Raw genomic sequence first — 15,094 nt, forward strand, 5'->3', positions numbered from 1 at the left:
ATTAGTTCTCGTTTTAAATGAGGATATCCTCAATTAAAGTTTCATTTGAAATGAAATATCTTCTAGGTTACCTCTCTAAATGAATTCTTTAGAGTTTTATCCTCACTGGAATGGAACATACCTTAAATCAGTAGTCTCTGATCAGCAGTCTCTGCAGGACTGGTTTTCCCATGGATGTACAGGTATTAAAAGAAATCATACGTGAACAAAAAGCATTTTTCGAGGCAGAAGGACCTGAAGGGCTGGTTGAGCGGGAGGCCCTCAAAAAGGTTTCTGAATTCTTGAAACTCCCTCATGCTCTTGTGATCTCGGGTTTGAGGCGTTCCGGAAAGAGCACCCTTCTGAAGCAGATCCGTAAAAATTTCTACGGGGACGAGTCGGTTTACTACTTCAATTTCGAGGATGAACGTCTGATTGGTTTTGAGGTAGGGGACTTCAATTTCCTGTATGAGACGTTTATTGAGCTGTTTGGAAAAAGCCGGGTTTTTTTCTTTGATGAAATCCAGAACGTTGAAGGCTGGGAGCATTTCGTCCGGCGGATGTACGACAGGGAGTTCAAGTTCATTATTACGGGTTCGAACTCCTCTTTGCTGAGCCGGGAACTCGGGACCAAATTAACAGGGCGTTACGTGGGGCTGGAACTTTACCCCTTTTCTTTCTTGGAGTTCCTTAAATTCAAAGGCATCCCTTCCCCGAAAGAACCTCTTACTGAAGAAAGGGGCCTTATCAAAGGCGCTTTCAATGAATTCCTGGAAAAAGGGGGTATCCCCGAGTACCTGCGTTTTGAGAGCGCAGAACTCCTGAAGACCCTTTATGAAAACATCCTTTACAAAGACATCCTTGTCCGCTATGGGCTTGGAGATGAAAAAGCCCTGAGGGAACTTTCCCTCTACCTTTTTTCAAATTACACCTCCGAGGTCAATTACAGCAAATTGCAGAAACTTCTGGGTTTGGGCAGTGCAAATACGGTCAAGAACTACATCGGCTACCTAGAAAACTCCTACATGGTCTTTACCATCCCGAAGTATGATTTTTCCCTCAAAAAACAAATTTATGCCCCTAAAAAGGTTTATGCGATCGATTCAGCCTTCATAAACCTCATATCCTTCAAGTTTTCCCGGGACCGGGGCAAACTGCTGGAAAATCTTGTTTTCCTGGAACTCAAAAGGAGAAACATGGAGCTTTACTACCACAAGGGCCGGCAGGAATGTGATTTCATCGTTACTGAAAATGAACGGCCTGTGGAAGCTATCCAGGTGACTGTGGCTCTGAATGGCAACAGGGAGCGGGAATACGGGGGGCTCCTTGAAGCCCTGGAAGCCTACGGACTTGATAGAGGTTTGATCCTTACTGAGGGAGAAGAGTTTGAAGAGACGGTTCAGGGTAAAAAGATAGTAGTCAGACCTATCTGGAAGTGGCTTCTGGAATAAATACAAAATTAGTGGAAAAAGTTACTTTACATGTAATAGCCAGAAAGCCCCAAGGTTCAGCGTGGGGATGAATGGCGTAAACTTATCTCATTTTCGCTATCTTCTAACCTTGAAATACTTTCCAGTCCCATATTATGGACTGAATTCCTAAGCGATAACCAAGCAAAGGAAACCAGAAATGTTTGTATTAAATAATTTTTCACCTCTGGGACAGAGGGTAGAGCCTGTGGACTTGTGAACGGTAGTTCGAGGTATGAAGCAGGAAGTCTCACAGCTTTAGCTTGAGGTAGTTCACTTCTTCATTTCCACGTTTTCCACATACCCTTCTCCCCGCGGCGTTGGGACATAAAATACTTTTCCTTCCTCTTCTATTTTTTCTATGTAAAGTGCATCTTCCAGCATGTTGAGGTGGAAATTTGCCATGCTGTCGTTCAGGTTGAATTTTTCCTTTATTTCCTCAAAGGATTTTCTCTCACTTCCGAGCGAGATAAGGATCTCTCTTCTCATGGTATTCTGAAGAACCTTGAGTCCGAATTTATGGTCTTCGGTCGGGTTCCTTGTCAGTTTACCTTCACGTTTCATTCGCTCGAGCCATTCTTCTTTTCTTTTTGTAGCTTCCTCGGGGGTCATGGTAATCATTAATATACTGTCCTGAATATATAAATAAGTTGGGGGGGGGTTTGCCACCTCCCGGATTCATTTATAAATAGCATAGTTTCCAATTTCTTTTCCATGAAACTGAATCCCGAACTCGAATCCCTGGATATCCTTGCAAAAGTCATCCTCACCGCCGCCCGTACCGCCCCTAAAGGCAAGGGTATCGACGACATCGTTACCTGCCTCCTCTCCCCTGAAGAAAAAACCGAACTTGCCTTCAGGATGGAAGAGCTAAGCGAAATCAAAGACCTCAAATTCCTTATCCGGGACGCCCAGAACGTCAGGGACGCAGATGCCGTTATCCTTATCGGGCTCAAAGCTTCGGGTGTGAGCAACCTGGACTGCGGAGCCTGCGGCTTTGCGACCTGCAAAGAGATGCTCGAACACGAAAAGGTGCAGAAAGAGTTTCTCGGTCCCCAGTGCATGATCAAGTACCTGGACCTCGGAATTGCGGTGGGCTCGGCTGTTGCTAAAGCAAAAGACCTCTGCATTGATAACCGGATCATGTATTCGGCAGGGGCGGCAGCCTGTTATTTTGAGATGATTGATGCGGATGTAGCAATGGGAATTCCATTGAGCGTCACAGGGAAAAATCTCTTTTTTGACAGGGAATCTACGAGAAAAAGTTAAGCTTGTAAAAAAAGGAAAGATGAGTAAAATTCCTTTTTACCAGATTAAATGTCAGCAGGAGTTGAATATGTACTGAAATCCGAATTTTCCGGGCTCCTGCTTCAGATTGACTTTCCAATTTAATGTCATGTATTGGACATTTCATTTAAATGAAATCTTTTTTGTTATTTATTCCCACGGGAAACGGGCAGCAGAGAATTCTGGCTCTACTGCAGTTATTGGAGATATATATTTTTTCTCTCATTTAACTCCGTGGTTCTTTACCCTGTGATTCTGAGGTTTCTTCTTTCACAATCACCGGTTTCTTTCAGTACTTGCTTTTTCCGTTTGAACTTCCTTTTCCAGGAGCTACCTGTTCGTCATTCTGTCTTGCTCCTGATCCTTTTCCTTTTCCAGGTGAAATTACCGGTCCCTTATCAGCAGGTTTTTTTGACTTGTCGCTTCCTCCTTTTAACATTGTTTTGGCAAGGCAATTTGCCGTGAAGGTATTTGTTCCGACTGATCCCTCTGCTGCAAAATTCAAGCCTTTGTTATCAAGCTCTAGCTCCTTTGTGTTTAGCAAATCTGATGCCAGATAGATCAAAACAAGTTCTTGGTCGAGACCATCGCCATCCGCATCTGTTATCTCAAACCGATCATACTGCTCTGTAGCGATGAAATTCTGATTATCTTTGCTGTCCGTGATCATAAGGGTGATGGATGTAGGATCGATATTCGCCGCTGTATAGGGACACCCATCATATGCATCTTCCACATGGAAAACTACTGATGCCCATCTGGCATTAGTTCCTATCACCAGATTTTCCGGTGAAACCGAAAGACCCAGTTGTACATTCTCGGCTGCTGCAGTAGAAGCAAATGCACCCATCAAAATAAGTAAAGCCCCAAAACAAATTGCTATATTTCTTTTAGTTTTCATTTTAGTTTCCCCAATCTATTTTTTCCCACTCAATGGTGTTTCCGTTATTTTCATTTTTAAATCAGTCGCACCAATAATATACTTTTGGAATTTCTATTAAGTAAATTGCCTCCTTATAATACGTCTCTTGATGTCTTTTTTTGTGTAATTTTCAGTTTCTTATTCCAATATTATTTTTAATTTAACCGTGAGAACTTTCACTAAAGTTCAAGTTAACAGCGACATCGTTTTTCTTTTATTAAATAAGATAACGCTGCATATTCCGATGAATAAATTGAAGAAGAAGAGGGGAGTTATCCAGCTCCACATTTTCATATTATTTCACCTCAATGTAACAAATTTTTGTGAATAATGCTCAGACGATTCTGAATCTTTAAATTTTTGAGCATTAACTCTATTACCCTCCGCAGCATTCGGTTTTTGGATCATGAGGAACTTTTAAACCACAAACTAAATACAAAGGGAATTTATCGGTTACATGCGACTGATTATATCTTGCGGTATTGGGGCCTCTCCAAGCTCCGCTGCGGCAGGAAAAAATACCTCTGCATAGACATATTGGTCTAAAAAATCAAATCTGTACTTAGAAGATAGTCTTAGAAAGTTGACTTAGAAGATAGTCTCAGAAAGCTGACTTAGAAGATAGGCTTAGAAGGTAAAATTAGAGGTAAATAGGTTAAAGATCGAATTAAAAAAGGAAAAAATAGAAAGTTTTAGGCATCTGAATGGAATTATCTGGGCTGTTTTTAATCTTTTAAGCTTTCACCTGAAACCTTTCAGCTCCTCGAAATCAAGGGTTGCAAAATAGTCCTCGATGGTCTCTGCCCTGCGGATCTGCACAACGCTTCCGTCTTCTCTCAGCAGGAGTTCGGCAGAGCGGAGTTTTCCGTTGTAGTTGAATCCCATGGCATGCCCGTGGGCTCCGGTGTCGTGGATTGCCAGGACGTCACCGATTTCGATTTCGGGGAGCATCCTGTCGATTGCGAACTTGTCGTTGTTTTCGCAGAGGGAGCCGGTCACGTCGTATTTGTGGGAAGGAGCTGCCTTTTCTTTTCCGAGAACGGTTATATGGTGGTATGCCCCATAAATTCCAGGGCGCATGAGGTTTGCCATGCAGGAGTCCATGCCCACGTAGTCCTTATACGTGCTTTTGAGGTGCCTGACCTGAGATATGAGGTAGCCGTAGGGGCCTGTGATAACCCTGCCGCATTCCAGGTAGACCTTGAGCGGAGCGAGCCCGTTGGCTGTAATGGTGGCTTCGTAGGCTTCTTTTACGCCTTTTGCCACGGCTTCTAAGGAGACTGGCTCCTGTTCCGGCTTGTAGGGGATGCCTATTCCTCCTCCGAGATTTACGAACTCGAATCTTATTCCGAGTTCCTTTGAGATCTCAACTATGAGTTCGAAGAGGATCCTTGCGGTTTCCGCGAAATAATCTGGATTAAGTTCGTTCGAGGCAACCATTGTGTGCATCCCGAAGCGCTTTACGCCTTTATCTCTGAGGATCCTGTACCCTTCAAACATCTGTTCCTTCGTAAAACCGTACTTTGCCTCTTCCGGCTTTCCGATGATTTCGTTTCCTTCCTTGAGGGGGCCGGGGTTGTACCTGAAGCAGACGATTTCCGGAAGCCCGGCATACTTTTCCAGGTAGGGAATGTGGCTGATGTCATCAAGGTTGATGTAGCCTCCCATTTCCTTTGCCTTTACGAACTCCTCGGCCGGGGTGTCGTTTGAGCTGAACATGATGTCGTCCCCTATCATTCCTGCCTTTTCCGCAAGGATCAGTTCCGGCAGGGAACTGCAGTCAGCCCCAAAACCTTCCTCTTTGAGGACCTTAAGGATGAAGGGGTTAGGGAGGGCCTTTACGGCAAAAAACTCCTTGAAGCCGGGAACGTCTTTAAAGACAGATTTCATTCTTCTGGCGTTTTCCCTAATGGCTTTTTCATCGTAAATATGAAAAGGGGTGGGATATTTTTCCATTATTTTCAGGATCTGTTCTCTGGTGAAGGGGAGGTCCTTTGAAACCATTATTGTAACCTTTTGCCTGATTTTTGTTTAAATCGATTTTATACCAATTTGAACTTTTATTCCTTTATTAGTTTTTCCACGATCTCGAGTACTGAATGAAAAAGTATCGATTTACCGAAATAGAACTTTGTTTCAAAAAGATGTTCAATTTCCGTTATTTAATACCAGTTTCAAGCATTTAATGCCAGTTTCAAACTCTGCAATTTTCCTTACGGTCTTCTTGTGGGGTGTGATCTTCTCAAGCTCCTCAAAAAGCTCTGCAAGCTTTTTATACTGTGCCATTGCCCCCTCTCCGAAAAAGCGTTTGAAGTTTTCTACAATAACTATTCCCTACCCCTGCCTTTATCGCTTTGCACCTTCAAGTTTCTGACACAGATATTCATTTCCAGTAGGGGGTAAACCAGCGCTTTCCGGTATTTAATCCCTTTTACCGAAACCTTTAATATCTAAAAGATGCATGAGAAGAGTACACAGCAGTTCCTTAAGACAGTCTGCGACCGTGGTTTAGTGGCTATGACCTGAGCTTCCCAAGCTTAGAACCCGGGTTCGAATCCCGGCGGTCGCATTTCAGGCTTTTTTCAGATTCCTTCATTTACGGTGCCCATTTTTTAATTCTATCTCTCTCACATGAAGTGCTTGTAAGCTCTTGAATTACTACTTCTCTAAATAATATTACTACTTCTCCTAATTATGTTGCTACTTCTCCGAATAATTATATATTCACCTGCACAATATATTTATAATATTACTAATATAATTATTTATGGATGTTTCATATGAATAAAATTATCGTAATTGCAATGGTGCTTATGTTTGCTATCACCCTGTTTTCCGGAAATGTTTCGGCAAATGGTGATGAAAACTATAACGATCACAGCAGTGATGATTCACAACCAGGCTCCGGCGACATCGGACCCGGGGGACCATCTGACAATGAATATGCCAATCCGGCAGAAGACCGGACAAGACACAAAGACGCCTGATATAAAAAATCTGGCATTTTTTTCTTTTCAAATTTGATTTCCGTTTTCTCCATTGGATCTTTATTAACGGTAAAATCCTCTTTTTTATTCAATCCTCAGAAAAATCAAGTGAAAACTTTTTTCTGTAGACCATTCCCTGAAATATTGCCACCAGGTCTCCTTCGTCATCAGTGATATTCACAGTATATGTGGCAATTTTAGGGTTTATTGAAGTCTCCTTTGCTTCGGCTGTGAGAGTCCCTTTTGTTCCGGCTTTTACAAAGGAGATGTTTGCATTGATCCCAACTGCAGCAATCCCGTATGCGTTTGAAGCTGCTGCAAAAGCAAGGTCTGCAAGGGTAAATAATGCCCCTCCCTGCACTGCCCTTAAAGCGTTAAGATGTTTTTCTTCAATTTCCATCCTGGCTTTTGCATAGCCCGGGGAAACTTCCAGCAGTTCTATTCCTGCATGTGCAGCGAATTTGTCTTTTTTAAACAACTTTTTGAGATCTTCCATGTAGTAACTCCGGTAATTGTCAGTAATGTCGTGGTTCACTTTAACATTTTAACAATTAAAGTTATTCCTCCCAAATTGTACCTGGCAAATTTCACTTCTCTCTAATTGCTCATCGCCTTAATTGCACTACTGGAGTGCTTTCCTTCTCGCGGATTACTCCGATTTTTCAAATTCAAAGCCCTGATGCCGGCTCAATTGCGTCATAGGGGCAATTTTCATAACACCTGCCGCATTCCAGGCATATTGACCCGTCAATTTTGTAAATTTTTCCTTTGCTGATCGCTCCCGTGGGGCATAAATCTTCACATATTCCGCAGGCTGTACATTTTTCCGTAATTTTATAGCCCGGTTCTTCTACTGTCGCTCCTCCAAAGGCGAACCTCTCACGTTTCGGTGGGGCAACAGATAAGTCAAATATCTCCCCTGCCCCGGCTGATAGACAAAAAACCTCAAGAATATCTTTTGTATCTTCCGGGTATATGTCATCAAGAACAGGATTTATTTCAAATATTTTTTCCAGAAAACTGTTATCAACAAATTCTATCTTCCCTCTAACCCTGACCATAACGTAGTTTTTATTCATCCCAACGATTGCAATTTCTGGATTTTTCTTCAATTGTTTATAGTACGGTTTTCCCCTTGCAGTGAGAAAGTATAATTTCCCATTTTCATAAAGCATTATATCGCTCATTCTAACTGCCGGTTTTCCACCCTCAATTGTTGCAAAGGCTACGGATTTGATATTTCTTAACAATTCCAGTGGATCTTCCATTTTCTCCCTCTTCTTTACTTTTATGTTTTTTTCAACTTTATGATGGAGTAGATAATTAATATCAACTTTTACAAATCTCTGGTGAAGTATTGGATGCTCTCCCCGGAGGTGAAAGGTCGTCGTATATCCTTACTGCGAACAGCTTTCCGGTCTTGCTTATTTCATACACTGCCATGCCTGCCTGGGGTGGGAGTTTCGTCTTCCCCCATTCGTCACAGATGAATTCCACAATGAAGCGGGTCCCGTCAAAGGTTGTAGTGCAGTGCTTGAGTGAAATGCCCCCTTCAGCAAGGGCTGCATCATAAAACTCCTTACGTCCGGTCGGTCCGCTGTGTTTGTAGTTTGAGCCGCTGGGCTCCCGCACGTATCCTTCTTCTTCAAAAAGCTCAAGTATTGCTGCTTTGTCCGGTTTGGCAAGCCCTGTCATGTATTTCTCGATTATCAGGGGTTCGTCCAGGTGCCTGGCAGGGCTCATGAGAGGTTGTCTTAATGCATGTTTTCCGGTTAGCGGCCAGGTGCTGTGGTATACCCGGATTTCGGGTGTGGTGTTCCCGGAACGGTCTGCTACAATGGAGACCGGCAGCTCAATATTCTTGCTTTCATGCTTCAGGTAGAGCACAAACTCAACAACGATGCGCTGGTCTGTATCCGTGAGGGCGAAAAGTTCGGCTTTTGCCTCATGTTCCTGTAAAAAAGCTCGCTGGTCACTCAAATACCGTATAAAATTGGCTTTACCTCTGATTTCACCCTGAAGTGGGGTATTGATCAGCGGTTCATCGGAAAATAGGGAAAGTAATGTTTCAATTTCTCCCCCGAGAATGCCTGCATAGAAATTCTTTAATGTCTCCCGTAACAATAAAGTCCCTCCTTTATATCTCCCTTTTATATCTCCCTTTTATATCTTCCTTTTATATCTCCCTTTTATATCTCCCTTTTATATCTCCCTTTTATATCTCCCTTTTATATCTCCCTTTTATATCTCCCTTTTATATCTCCCTTTTATATCTCCCTTTTATAATAATTCCCTCTTTAATTTCGCTGTCAAAAGTGATATATATTGGTATTCTGGGGGACAGTAGGAAGTGATGTGTGAATTACTGTTTATGGAATGTCGGTAAACAATTTTGAATGAAAGGTGGTCATTTTTATGAATTAAAAAAGTTATTACTTTGGGAGTACGGAGGGCTACAAATACCCCCGCCTCAGGATCGTTCTGCCAAAATAGTTAATACTGGTTATTTTTCTTCCTGGCGCGGTGTAAAGGATAAGTGTCTGGTTAAAGTAATTTAGCTAAGATAGCTATAAATGCTCTCAAAAGGCTAATTACATTTGTCGATTATTTCTTTTAGTTATAAACCGTACCTTCAATTAATGGCGGGTCAAAAACTCACCTGTAACTCAATAATAAACTTGGGTGAAATATAAAGACATGGATAAAGAAGAATTACAAAAGGAACGAATAGATTTACTTTCCCAGATTAACGAGCTTTTAGATTTCCCTCTTATTCTGTTGTCAATCTTATGGTTGATCCTTATTGTTGTTGAGTTTGTTTACGGGCTTTCACTGCGTTTGCAAACAGCAGTTACTGTTATCTGGGGTATATTTATAGTTGATTTTTTTATTGAGCTGTATATTGCTCCGAAAAAAAAGGTTTATTTAAAGGAAAACTGGCTTGTTGCTCTGGCTCTATTTTTGCCTGCGTTGCGTATTCTAAGGTTATTCAGTGGATTCAGAGTACTTAGAGTTACGATTTTTGTTCGGTCTTTTAATCTTGCCCGGATTCTCTCTTCTTTTAACAGGAGTATAAGGACCGTTAGGCAGGCAATGAGGCAGAGAGGCCTGGAATATGTCCTGCTCCTCACGACTTTAATAACTGTTATCGGGGCAGCAGGCATGTATAGTTTTGAACGCCCGGGTCTTAGCTCCTATGGAGATGCTTTCTGGTGGACAGCTATGATTATGACGACAATAGGAAGCGACTACTGGCCAAAAACCGCCGAAGGGAGGATACTGACTTTTTTATTATCGGTTTATGCTTTTGCAATTTTCGGATACATAACTGCAGCCCTTGCAAGTCTTCTTATAGGAAAAGAAAAGGAAGCATCTTCAAAAGAAATTGCAGAACTGCGTGGGGAAGTACAGCGGCTTTCCAGTGAGATTCGCACGTTTTTGGACCGAGAAAAAAAGTAACTTTAAGTGAAGTTCCCTGAACAATTTCTTTAACTACTCCTACTCACTATCCTTATTTTCCTTCCATTATTATTTTCCTGTCCCGGATTTGAAATATTGAATTTTGCATCACTCCTTTTTATTATCATCAGGGACTTTAAACAGCCTTACCAGTCCTATAAAGGCTACGAGTGCCCATGTCCCTTCAAGAATCACGAAAGGCATGTAGTCAATAAGTACCGAGGCATAACATGAAAGCCCTGCTCCGACTACATTTAGCATTGCATAGGTCTTTGTATCCTGCATCAATATCTTGAAGAGATTCAGGAGAAAAGCTAGTAACAGCAGGAGTACTCCTATTGAGCCTAATATCACTGATAATTCAACCATATGCGGGCAATATATCTTTATTTATATATCTTTTTTCCGAGCTTAGTTTAATAGAATATACGGCTTCGCATTTTCAAATTTAACTATTTCTGTCCTGCCTAGTTTTCATAAATCTTCAGCAGGAAACCCCTGAGTCTTTAGAGGCTGTCCGACAATTCAATTTCAAGGTGAAAACATTTAATAAATAATGTATCTAGAACCAATAAATAAGGTATCTAGAACCTTTAAATCGAAAAAAAAGAAATTCTGTTATTACTGATAGTAGTTGTCGAACAGCCTGTTCAGGGTGGGGTGGCCGCACGCAGTTTGATTTCCATTAGCGCAGGCGAATCCTGACGGGTAACCAGGGTTTACGAAATAATCAAAATTATCAATCACACCATCCCTGTATTTCCCGTCATTACCGTTGGTTAGTTCTCCTTCTGTCAATTCCGTTGGCAAATCTACGGCTGCAGAATCGGAATTTTCCATACACTTTATCCAATCTATGTTTGTAGCCGGAAGTACAAGGAATAAAATGAATACGAATGGCAGCAAAGCTCTCTTAAACCTCAAATTAACTTTCCCCCACCTTTTATATTTCGATTATTCTATTTTAATTTTCCCTGTTTTTCTAAAAGTATGTTAAATAATCCTGTATTCCTCTCTATTTTTAGTTAAATTCGGGTATTGAAAACAAGAGGTTAATAACTATTGTTATGCAAAAAACAACTTCCTAACATATGAGTTAATTTTATATAACTGTACCATTTTTACATAGTAATTATATTTCAAATATTAGGTGCCCCGGATTCAAAAATTGTTCTTATATCTATGAGATAAGTGAGGCAGCCGTATTAATAAATTGGATAATAATAAATTCTAAAAGTTTTCAGTCAGTACCTGGTTTTATTTCAGGTCTTTAGCTCAAAGACCTTTCTAAAATTTGAAGTTTACAGGTAAATCAGCCTCATTATCCTGACAGGACTATTTTTCCGGTATTTTATGTCACCTGTAGCGCTTTAGATTCGATCTCTCCCGTACACCTCTGAGATCTGACTATTAATTCAGATAATTGTCCGAAAAATCGGTTTCGTTACAGAATTCAAGAATTTTGTTACGGAGTTTACTATGTGTCAAACAAAAAGAAAAAGCATAATCGTTTTCATAGCAATTCTCACGTTTAATCTCGTGATTACAGGAAATGCAGCAGCTATCGCAATTACGGTAAATAACAATACAGGGCAGGCTGCTGATTTTACATCCATCCAGGCTGCAGTAAATGCTGCAAATCCAGGTGATGAAATACTTGTCAAACCAGGCATTTATGAGGAAAATATTGAGATTACCAAAGCTCTGACTATTCTTTCCGAATCCGGCAACCCTTCGGATACAATCATTCAGGCCGCTGATAGTTCTAAAGACGTTCTCGGCATCTGGGCAAATGAAGTGAGCATTAAGGGCTTTAGTATAAGAGGGTCGGACTCCGGTGCCGGGATTCACTTTATTGGAGCTTCTGACTGCCGCATTGAGCAAAATATACTCTCGAATAATAGCTGTGGTATCGATCTTTATATGTTTAGCTCAGGTAATACTCTGATTGATAATGATGTTTCATATAGCTTTACAGGCGTCAGCCTTGGGGACAGCCAGAAAAATACTCTGAGAAACAACTCTATTTCATACTGTAGCAGTGGAATTTCACTTTTTGATTCTCCTGACAACACACTGGAAAATAACGCGGTTTCGGAAAACAATGAAGGTATTTCTCTTACTGGTGAGTCAAACGGAAATATTCTGGTTAGCAATACAATAAAATCCAACAAAAAAGTGGGCATGCACATCTACGAAACTTCCAATAACCTGATTTATAACAACTATCTCAATAATGCAGCAAACGTGGAATCTGAACTGGGCGCAGGGAAAAATATCTGGAATACAACGAGGTCCGAAGGCACTAATATTGTAGGCGGCTCTTACCTTGGTGGCAACTTCTGGGGAAAACCCGATGGGACGGTCTATCCCAGGGGTGTCAGGGATACTGACCTTGACGGCATCTTTGATTCCATGTATGATATTGAAGGCAGTGGGTTCATTGATTATCTCCCGCTCAAAGAATCGAAGTCCACGGTAATTACTGTAAGCAACAGTGAAGACCAGGCTGCCGATTTCACCTCCATCCAGGCTGCGGTATACAGTGCATATCCAGGGGATACGATTCTTGTTTATCCGAGCATCTATGTGGAAAACGTAGAAATAAATGTTAAAGATCTGGTTGTTGTTTCGGCATCCGGAAACACTTCAGATACTATCGTTCAGGCAGCCAGCAGCTTAAAGGATGTTTTTTCTGTCACAGCTGACGGAGTGGCGATTAGCGGGTTCAATGTTACAGGAAATATAAGTTCTCTCCATTCTGGAATTCACCTTTATGGTGTTGAAGATTGCCGCATTGAAAACAACGAATTATTTAACTATCAGGGTACTCTTCAGAACTCTGTCGGAAACTATACTCCAGCTTCCGGAAGCAACTCTATCTTAAATCCAGGGTTCGGGATCCGTTTTGATTTCTCAAGCAACAACACGCTTAGCAACAACACAGTCTCATATAGCAATGTCGGTATCCTTTTGCGCAGCTCAAACGAAAATATACTTCTTAATAACAGGGTATCTAACAGCACTTACGGTATCTGGGTTGATTCTTCTCTCGATAATGTACTGGACAATAATACTGCAGCAAACAATAAGATCGGTATATATCTGAAAGCTTCCAGCAGAAATACAGTTGCCAGCAGTATGGCGTTTAATAACTCCGAGTCCGGCATCAATTTGTGGGATTCCAGCGAAAACACGGTAAGTAACAATACAGCCTCAAACAGCAGCAATGTCTGTATTATTTTACATAATTCAAGCGGAAACATCCTTGGCAATAACACGGTATTTAACAGCAACTATGGTATCTGGCTGGACTCGTCAAGTAACAGTAATACTCTGAATGAGAACAGGGCATCATATAATAATAAAGTGGGTATTTACCTGAAAGCGTCAAACGAAAATATACTTGACAACAATACAGCATTAAACAACGATAAGTACGGCATCAGTCTGTGGAATTCTATTGCAAATGAACTGGAAAACAACACCGTTTCTTACAGTGAGGTCTCCATCCTTCTGCATAACGCCAGCAAAAATGTGCTTGCAAGCAATACAGCATCTGACAGCAGTTATGGTTTCTGGCTTGATTCTTTCAGCAGTGAAAACACACTGAGTGACAGCCGGGCACCAAACAATAGAATTGGCATATACCTGAAAGCCTCCAGCAAAAATGTTCTAACAGGCAACAGTGCGAATTTGAATTCTAAGTATGGCATCTGTCTGAGCTCTTCCAGCAATAACCTGCTTAACAGTAATACAGTGGATTCGAATTCAGGATATGGCATTTGTATTCTGGACTCAAATAACAATACCATCTATAACAACTATCTTAACAACACGAAAAATATCTATGCCGAAGGCAAAAGCACAGGCAATGTCTGGAATGTGAGTAAAAACTCAGGCACCAACATTGTTGGAAAATCTTTCATGGGTGGGAACTTCTGGGCTTCACCTGAAGGAAATGGTTTCAGTCAGATACATCCGGATGCGGATGGCGATGGCATTTGTGAGGCAGCTTACGATATGGGTAAAGGAAACATTGATTACCTGCCCCTTGCAGGTTCTTTTTAATGTTCCTTTTTCCTATTATCTTTTTTCCTTTTCTTTGGCATGAAAGTACTGTGATTTGAAAATTACTTTCATTTCTTTGTGCCTGTAATCTGAAGAATTTCATGTTTGTTTTCCTATTCTCTTTTTTACTCTTGATTTTACTCTTGATTTTACTCCTGATCTTCCTCAAGGAACTTATGCAGCCATACAATGTCAAAATATTTCCCAAATTTGGTTCCGACTTTCCGGAACTTTCCGCATTCAATAAAACCATGTTTCAGATGAAAGTTCAGGCTGGCTTCATTTTTTGAGGATACATTTGCAAGGAGGCTTTTCATCTTTTTCTTGCTTGCTTCCGTACAGAGTTTGTCCAGCATCCCGGATCCAAGGCCTTTTCTTGTGTGCCCGGGCAGGATAAAATAGGAAACCACACCTGTGTGCCGGAAATTCGGGAATGGAAAATATGGTCGGAGGGTTCCGATTCCTATTATTTTGCCCATTTCTTCTATAACGTAATAAGGAAAATACTTATGTTCATCCTGCTCTTTTTCACTCTGAACAGATTGAAAAAACTCGGGTCCAATCGGAGTTTCGATATAGGCTGCAAAACTATTTTCAACGTAATAGTTAAAGACCTCAAGCATTCCGGAGATGTCTTCGGCTGTAGCTTCTCTTATTAAGTACTTTTCGGAATATTTACTTCCTTGCATATACAAGAAGTCTTGAAATTAGTATTTAAATTTTTTTGATCAGTGCTACTTTTCCCTTGAATAACATACTTATATACCTGAAACTTTGCAGTAAACAGAGATTTATTTCTCCGCTTCTTTACTTTTTATTATACTCAGGGCTACTTCTGATAGTTCTCCTTTGAATCCTGCAGAGGGCAGCTTCACGTTTTTTATTCGTCTTTATTCGTTTTTATTTACAGCTGCTATTTG

Annotated in this window: 15 protein-coding genes and 1 tRNA gene; 6 read left to right on the forward strand and 10 right to left on the reverse strand. The window is 41.0% G+C overall.

All coding sequences use genetic code 11. The features are described from left to right. Positions 1 to 170: 170 nt before the first annotated feature. Entirely contained in the window at positions 171 to 1,430 is a 1,260-nt protein-coding gene (locus PHF18_RS05410) for an ATP-binding protein (protein ID WP_300099396.1), read from the forward strand. A 291-nt stretch (positions 1,431 to 1,721) separates the two neighbouring features. On the opposite strand, the gene PHF18_RS05415 is transcribed toward PHF18_RS05410, so the two are convergent. Further along, entirely contained in the window at positions 1,722 to 2,060 is a 339-nt protein-coding gene (locus PHF18_RS05415; protein ID WP_367279147.1) for a winged helix-turn-helix domain-containing protein, read from the reverse strand. 102 nt (positions 2,061 to 2,162) lie between these two features. Here PHF18_RS05415 and PHF18_RS05420 point away from each other — a divergent pair, with 102 nt between their 5' ends. Continuing rightward, complete coding sequence (locus tag PHF18_RS05420) at positions 2,163 to 2,717, forward strand: ferredoxin domain-containing protein (RefSeq protein ID WP_300099402.1); 555 nt, start codon at positions 2,163 to 2,165, stop codon at positions 2,715 to 2,717. Between the two features lie 307 nt (positions 2,718 to 3,024). Here the strand turns inward: PHF18_RS05420 and PHF18_RS05425 are convergent, their stop codons facing one another. From PHF18_RS05425 to PHF18_RS05435, 3 genes are all read right to left on the reverse strand, one after another. After that, the gene (locus PHF18_RS05425; RefSeq protein ID WP_300099405.1) at positions 3,025 to 3,636 is read right to left on the reverse strand and encodes a hypothetical protein; all 612 of its coding nucleotides are present in this window, start codon (positions 3,634 to 3,636) and stop codon (positions 3,025 to 3,027) included. A 762-nt stretch (positions 3,637 to 4,398) separates the two neighbouring features. Continuing rightward, on the reverse strand, positions 4,399 to 5,661 hold the full coding sequence (locus PHF18_RS05430) for a diaminopimelate decarboxylase (protein WP_300099407.1): 1,263 nt from the start codon (positions 5,659 to 5,661) through the stop codon (positions 4,399 to 4,401). Positions 5,662 to 5,805: 144 nt separating this feature from the next. Beyond that, positions 5,806 to 5,943, reverse strand: a complete 138-nt coding sequence (locus PHF18_RS05435; protein WP_300099410.1) for a hypothetical protein — start codon at positions 5,941 to 5,943, stop codon at positions 5,806 to 5,808. A 211-nt stretch (positions 5,944 to 6,154) separates the two neighbouring features. On the opposite strand from PHF18_RS05435, the gene PHF18_RS05440 reads away from it, so the two are divergent. Then, positions 6,155 to 6,226: transfer RNA gene (locus PHF18_RS05440), tRNA-Gly, on the forward strand. Between the two features lie 211 nt (positions 6,227 to 6,437). Then, positions 6,438 to 6,644: a hypothetical protein gene (locus PHF18_RS05445; RefSeq protein WP_300099412.1), complete on the forward strand. Its 207-nt coding sequence runs from the start codon at positions 6,438 to 6,440 to the stop codon at positions 6,642 to 6,644. Between the two features lie 88 nt (positions 6,645 to 6,732). Here PHF18_RS05445 and PHF18_RS05450 read toward each other — a convergent pair whose 3' ends face one another. From PHF18_RS05450 to PHF18_RS05460, 3 genes are all read right to left on the reverse strand, one after another. Next, positions 6,733 to 7,140 carry a PaaI family thioesterase gene (locus PHF18_RS05450; protein ID WP_300099414.1) on the reverse strand — a complete coding sequence of 136 codons (408 nt, stop codon included), beginning with the start codon at positions 7,138 to 7,140 and terminating at the stop codon, positions 6,733 to 6,735. A 172-nt stretch (positions 7,141 to 7,312) separates the two neighbouring features. After that, positions 7,313 to 7,912 (reverse strand): 4Fe-4S binding protein, encoded by a 600-nt coding sequence (locus PHF18_RS05455; RefSeq protein ID WP_300099416.1) that lies wholly within the window; start codon positions 7,910 to 7,912, stop codon positions 7,313 to 7,315. A gap of 61 nt (positions 7,913 to 7,973) precedes the next feature. Then, positions 7,974 to 8,768 (reverse strand): hypothetical protein, encoded by a 795-nt coding sequence (locus PHF18_RS05460; RefSeq protein ID WP_300099418.1) that lies wholly within the window; start codon positions 8,766 to 8,768, stop codon positions 7,974 to 7,976. Between the two features lie 573 nt (positions 8,769 to 9,341). On the opposite strand from PHF18_RS05460, the gene PHF18_RS05465 reads away from it, so the two are divergent. Further along, complete coding sequence (locus tag PHF18_RS05465; protein WP_300099420.1) at positions 9,342 to 10,103, forward strand: potassium channel family protein; 762 nt, start codon at positions 9,342 to 9,344, stop codon at positions 10,101 to 10,103. A 108-nt stretch (positions 10,104 to 10,211) separates the two neighbouring features. Here the strand turns inward: PHF18_RS05465 and PHF18_RS05470 are convergent, their stop codons facing one another. Further along, on the reverse strand, positions 10,212 to 10,472 hold the full coding sequence (locus PHF18_RS05470) for a hypothetical protein (RefSeq protein ID WP_300099422.1): 261 nt from the start codon (positions 10,470 to 10,472) through the stop codon (positions 10,212 to 10,214). A gap of 252 nt (positions 10,473 to 10,724) precedes the next feature. Next, complete coding sequence (locus PHF18_RS05475; protein ID WP_300099423.1) at positions 10,725 to 11,027, reverse strand: hypothetical protein; 303 nt, start codon at positions 11,025 to 11,027, stop codon at positions 10,725 to 10,727. A gap of 555 nt (positions 11,028 to 11,582) precedes the next feature. Between PHF18_RS05475 and PHF18_RS05480 the strand changes: the two genes are divergently transcribed. Next, on the forward strand, positions 11,583 to 14,174 hold the full coding sequence (locus PHF18_RS05480; RefSeq protein WP_300099425.1) for a nitrous oxide reductase family maturation protein NosD: 2,592 nt from the start codon (positions 11,583 to 11,585) through the stop codon (positions 14,172 to 14,174). Positions 14,175 to 14,323: 149 nt separating this feature from the next. Here the strand turns inward: PHF18_RS05480 and PHF18_RS05485 are convergent, their stop codons facing one another. Continuing rightward, a complete protein-coding gene (locus PHF18_RS05485; RefSeq protein ID WP_300099427.1) occupies positions 14,324 to 14,863 on the reverse strand; it encodes a GNAT family N-acetyltransferase in 540 nt (179 codons plus the stop codon). Positions 14,864 to 15,094 lie beyond the last annotated feature (231 nt).

Source organism: Methanosarcina sp. (assembly GCF_028693135.1).
GTDB lineage: Archaea > Halobacteriota > Methanosarcinia > Methanosarcinales > Methanosarcinaceae > Methanosarcina.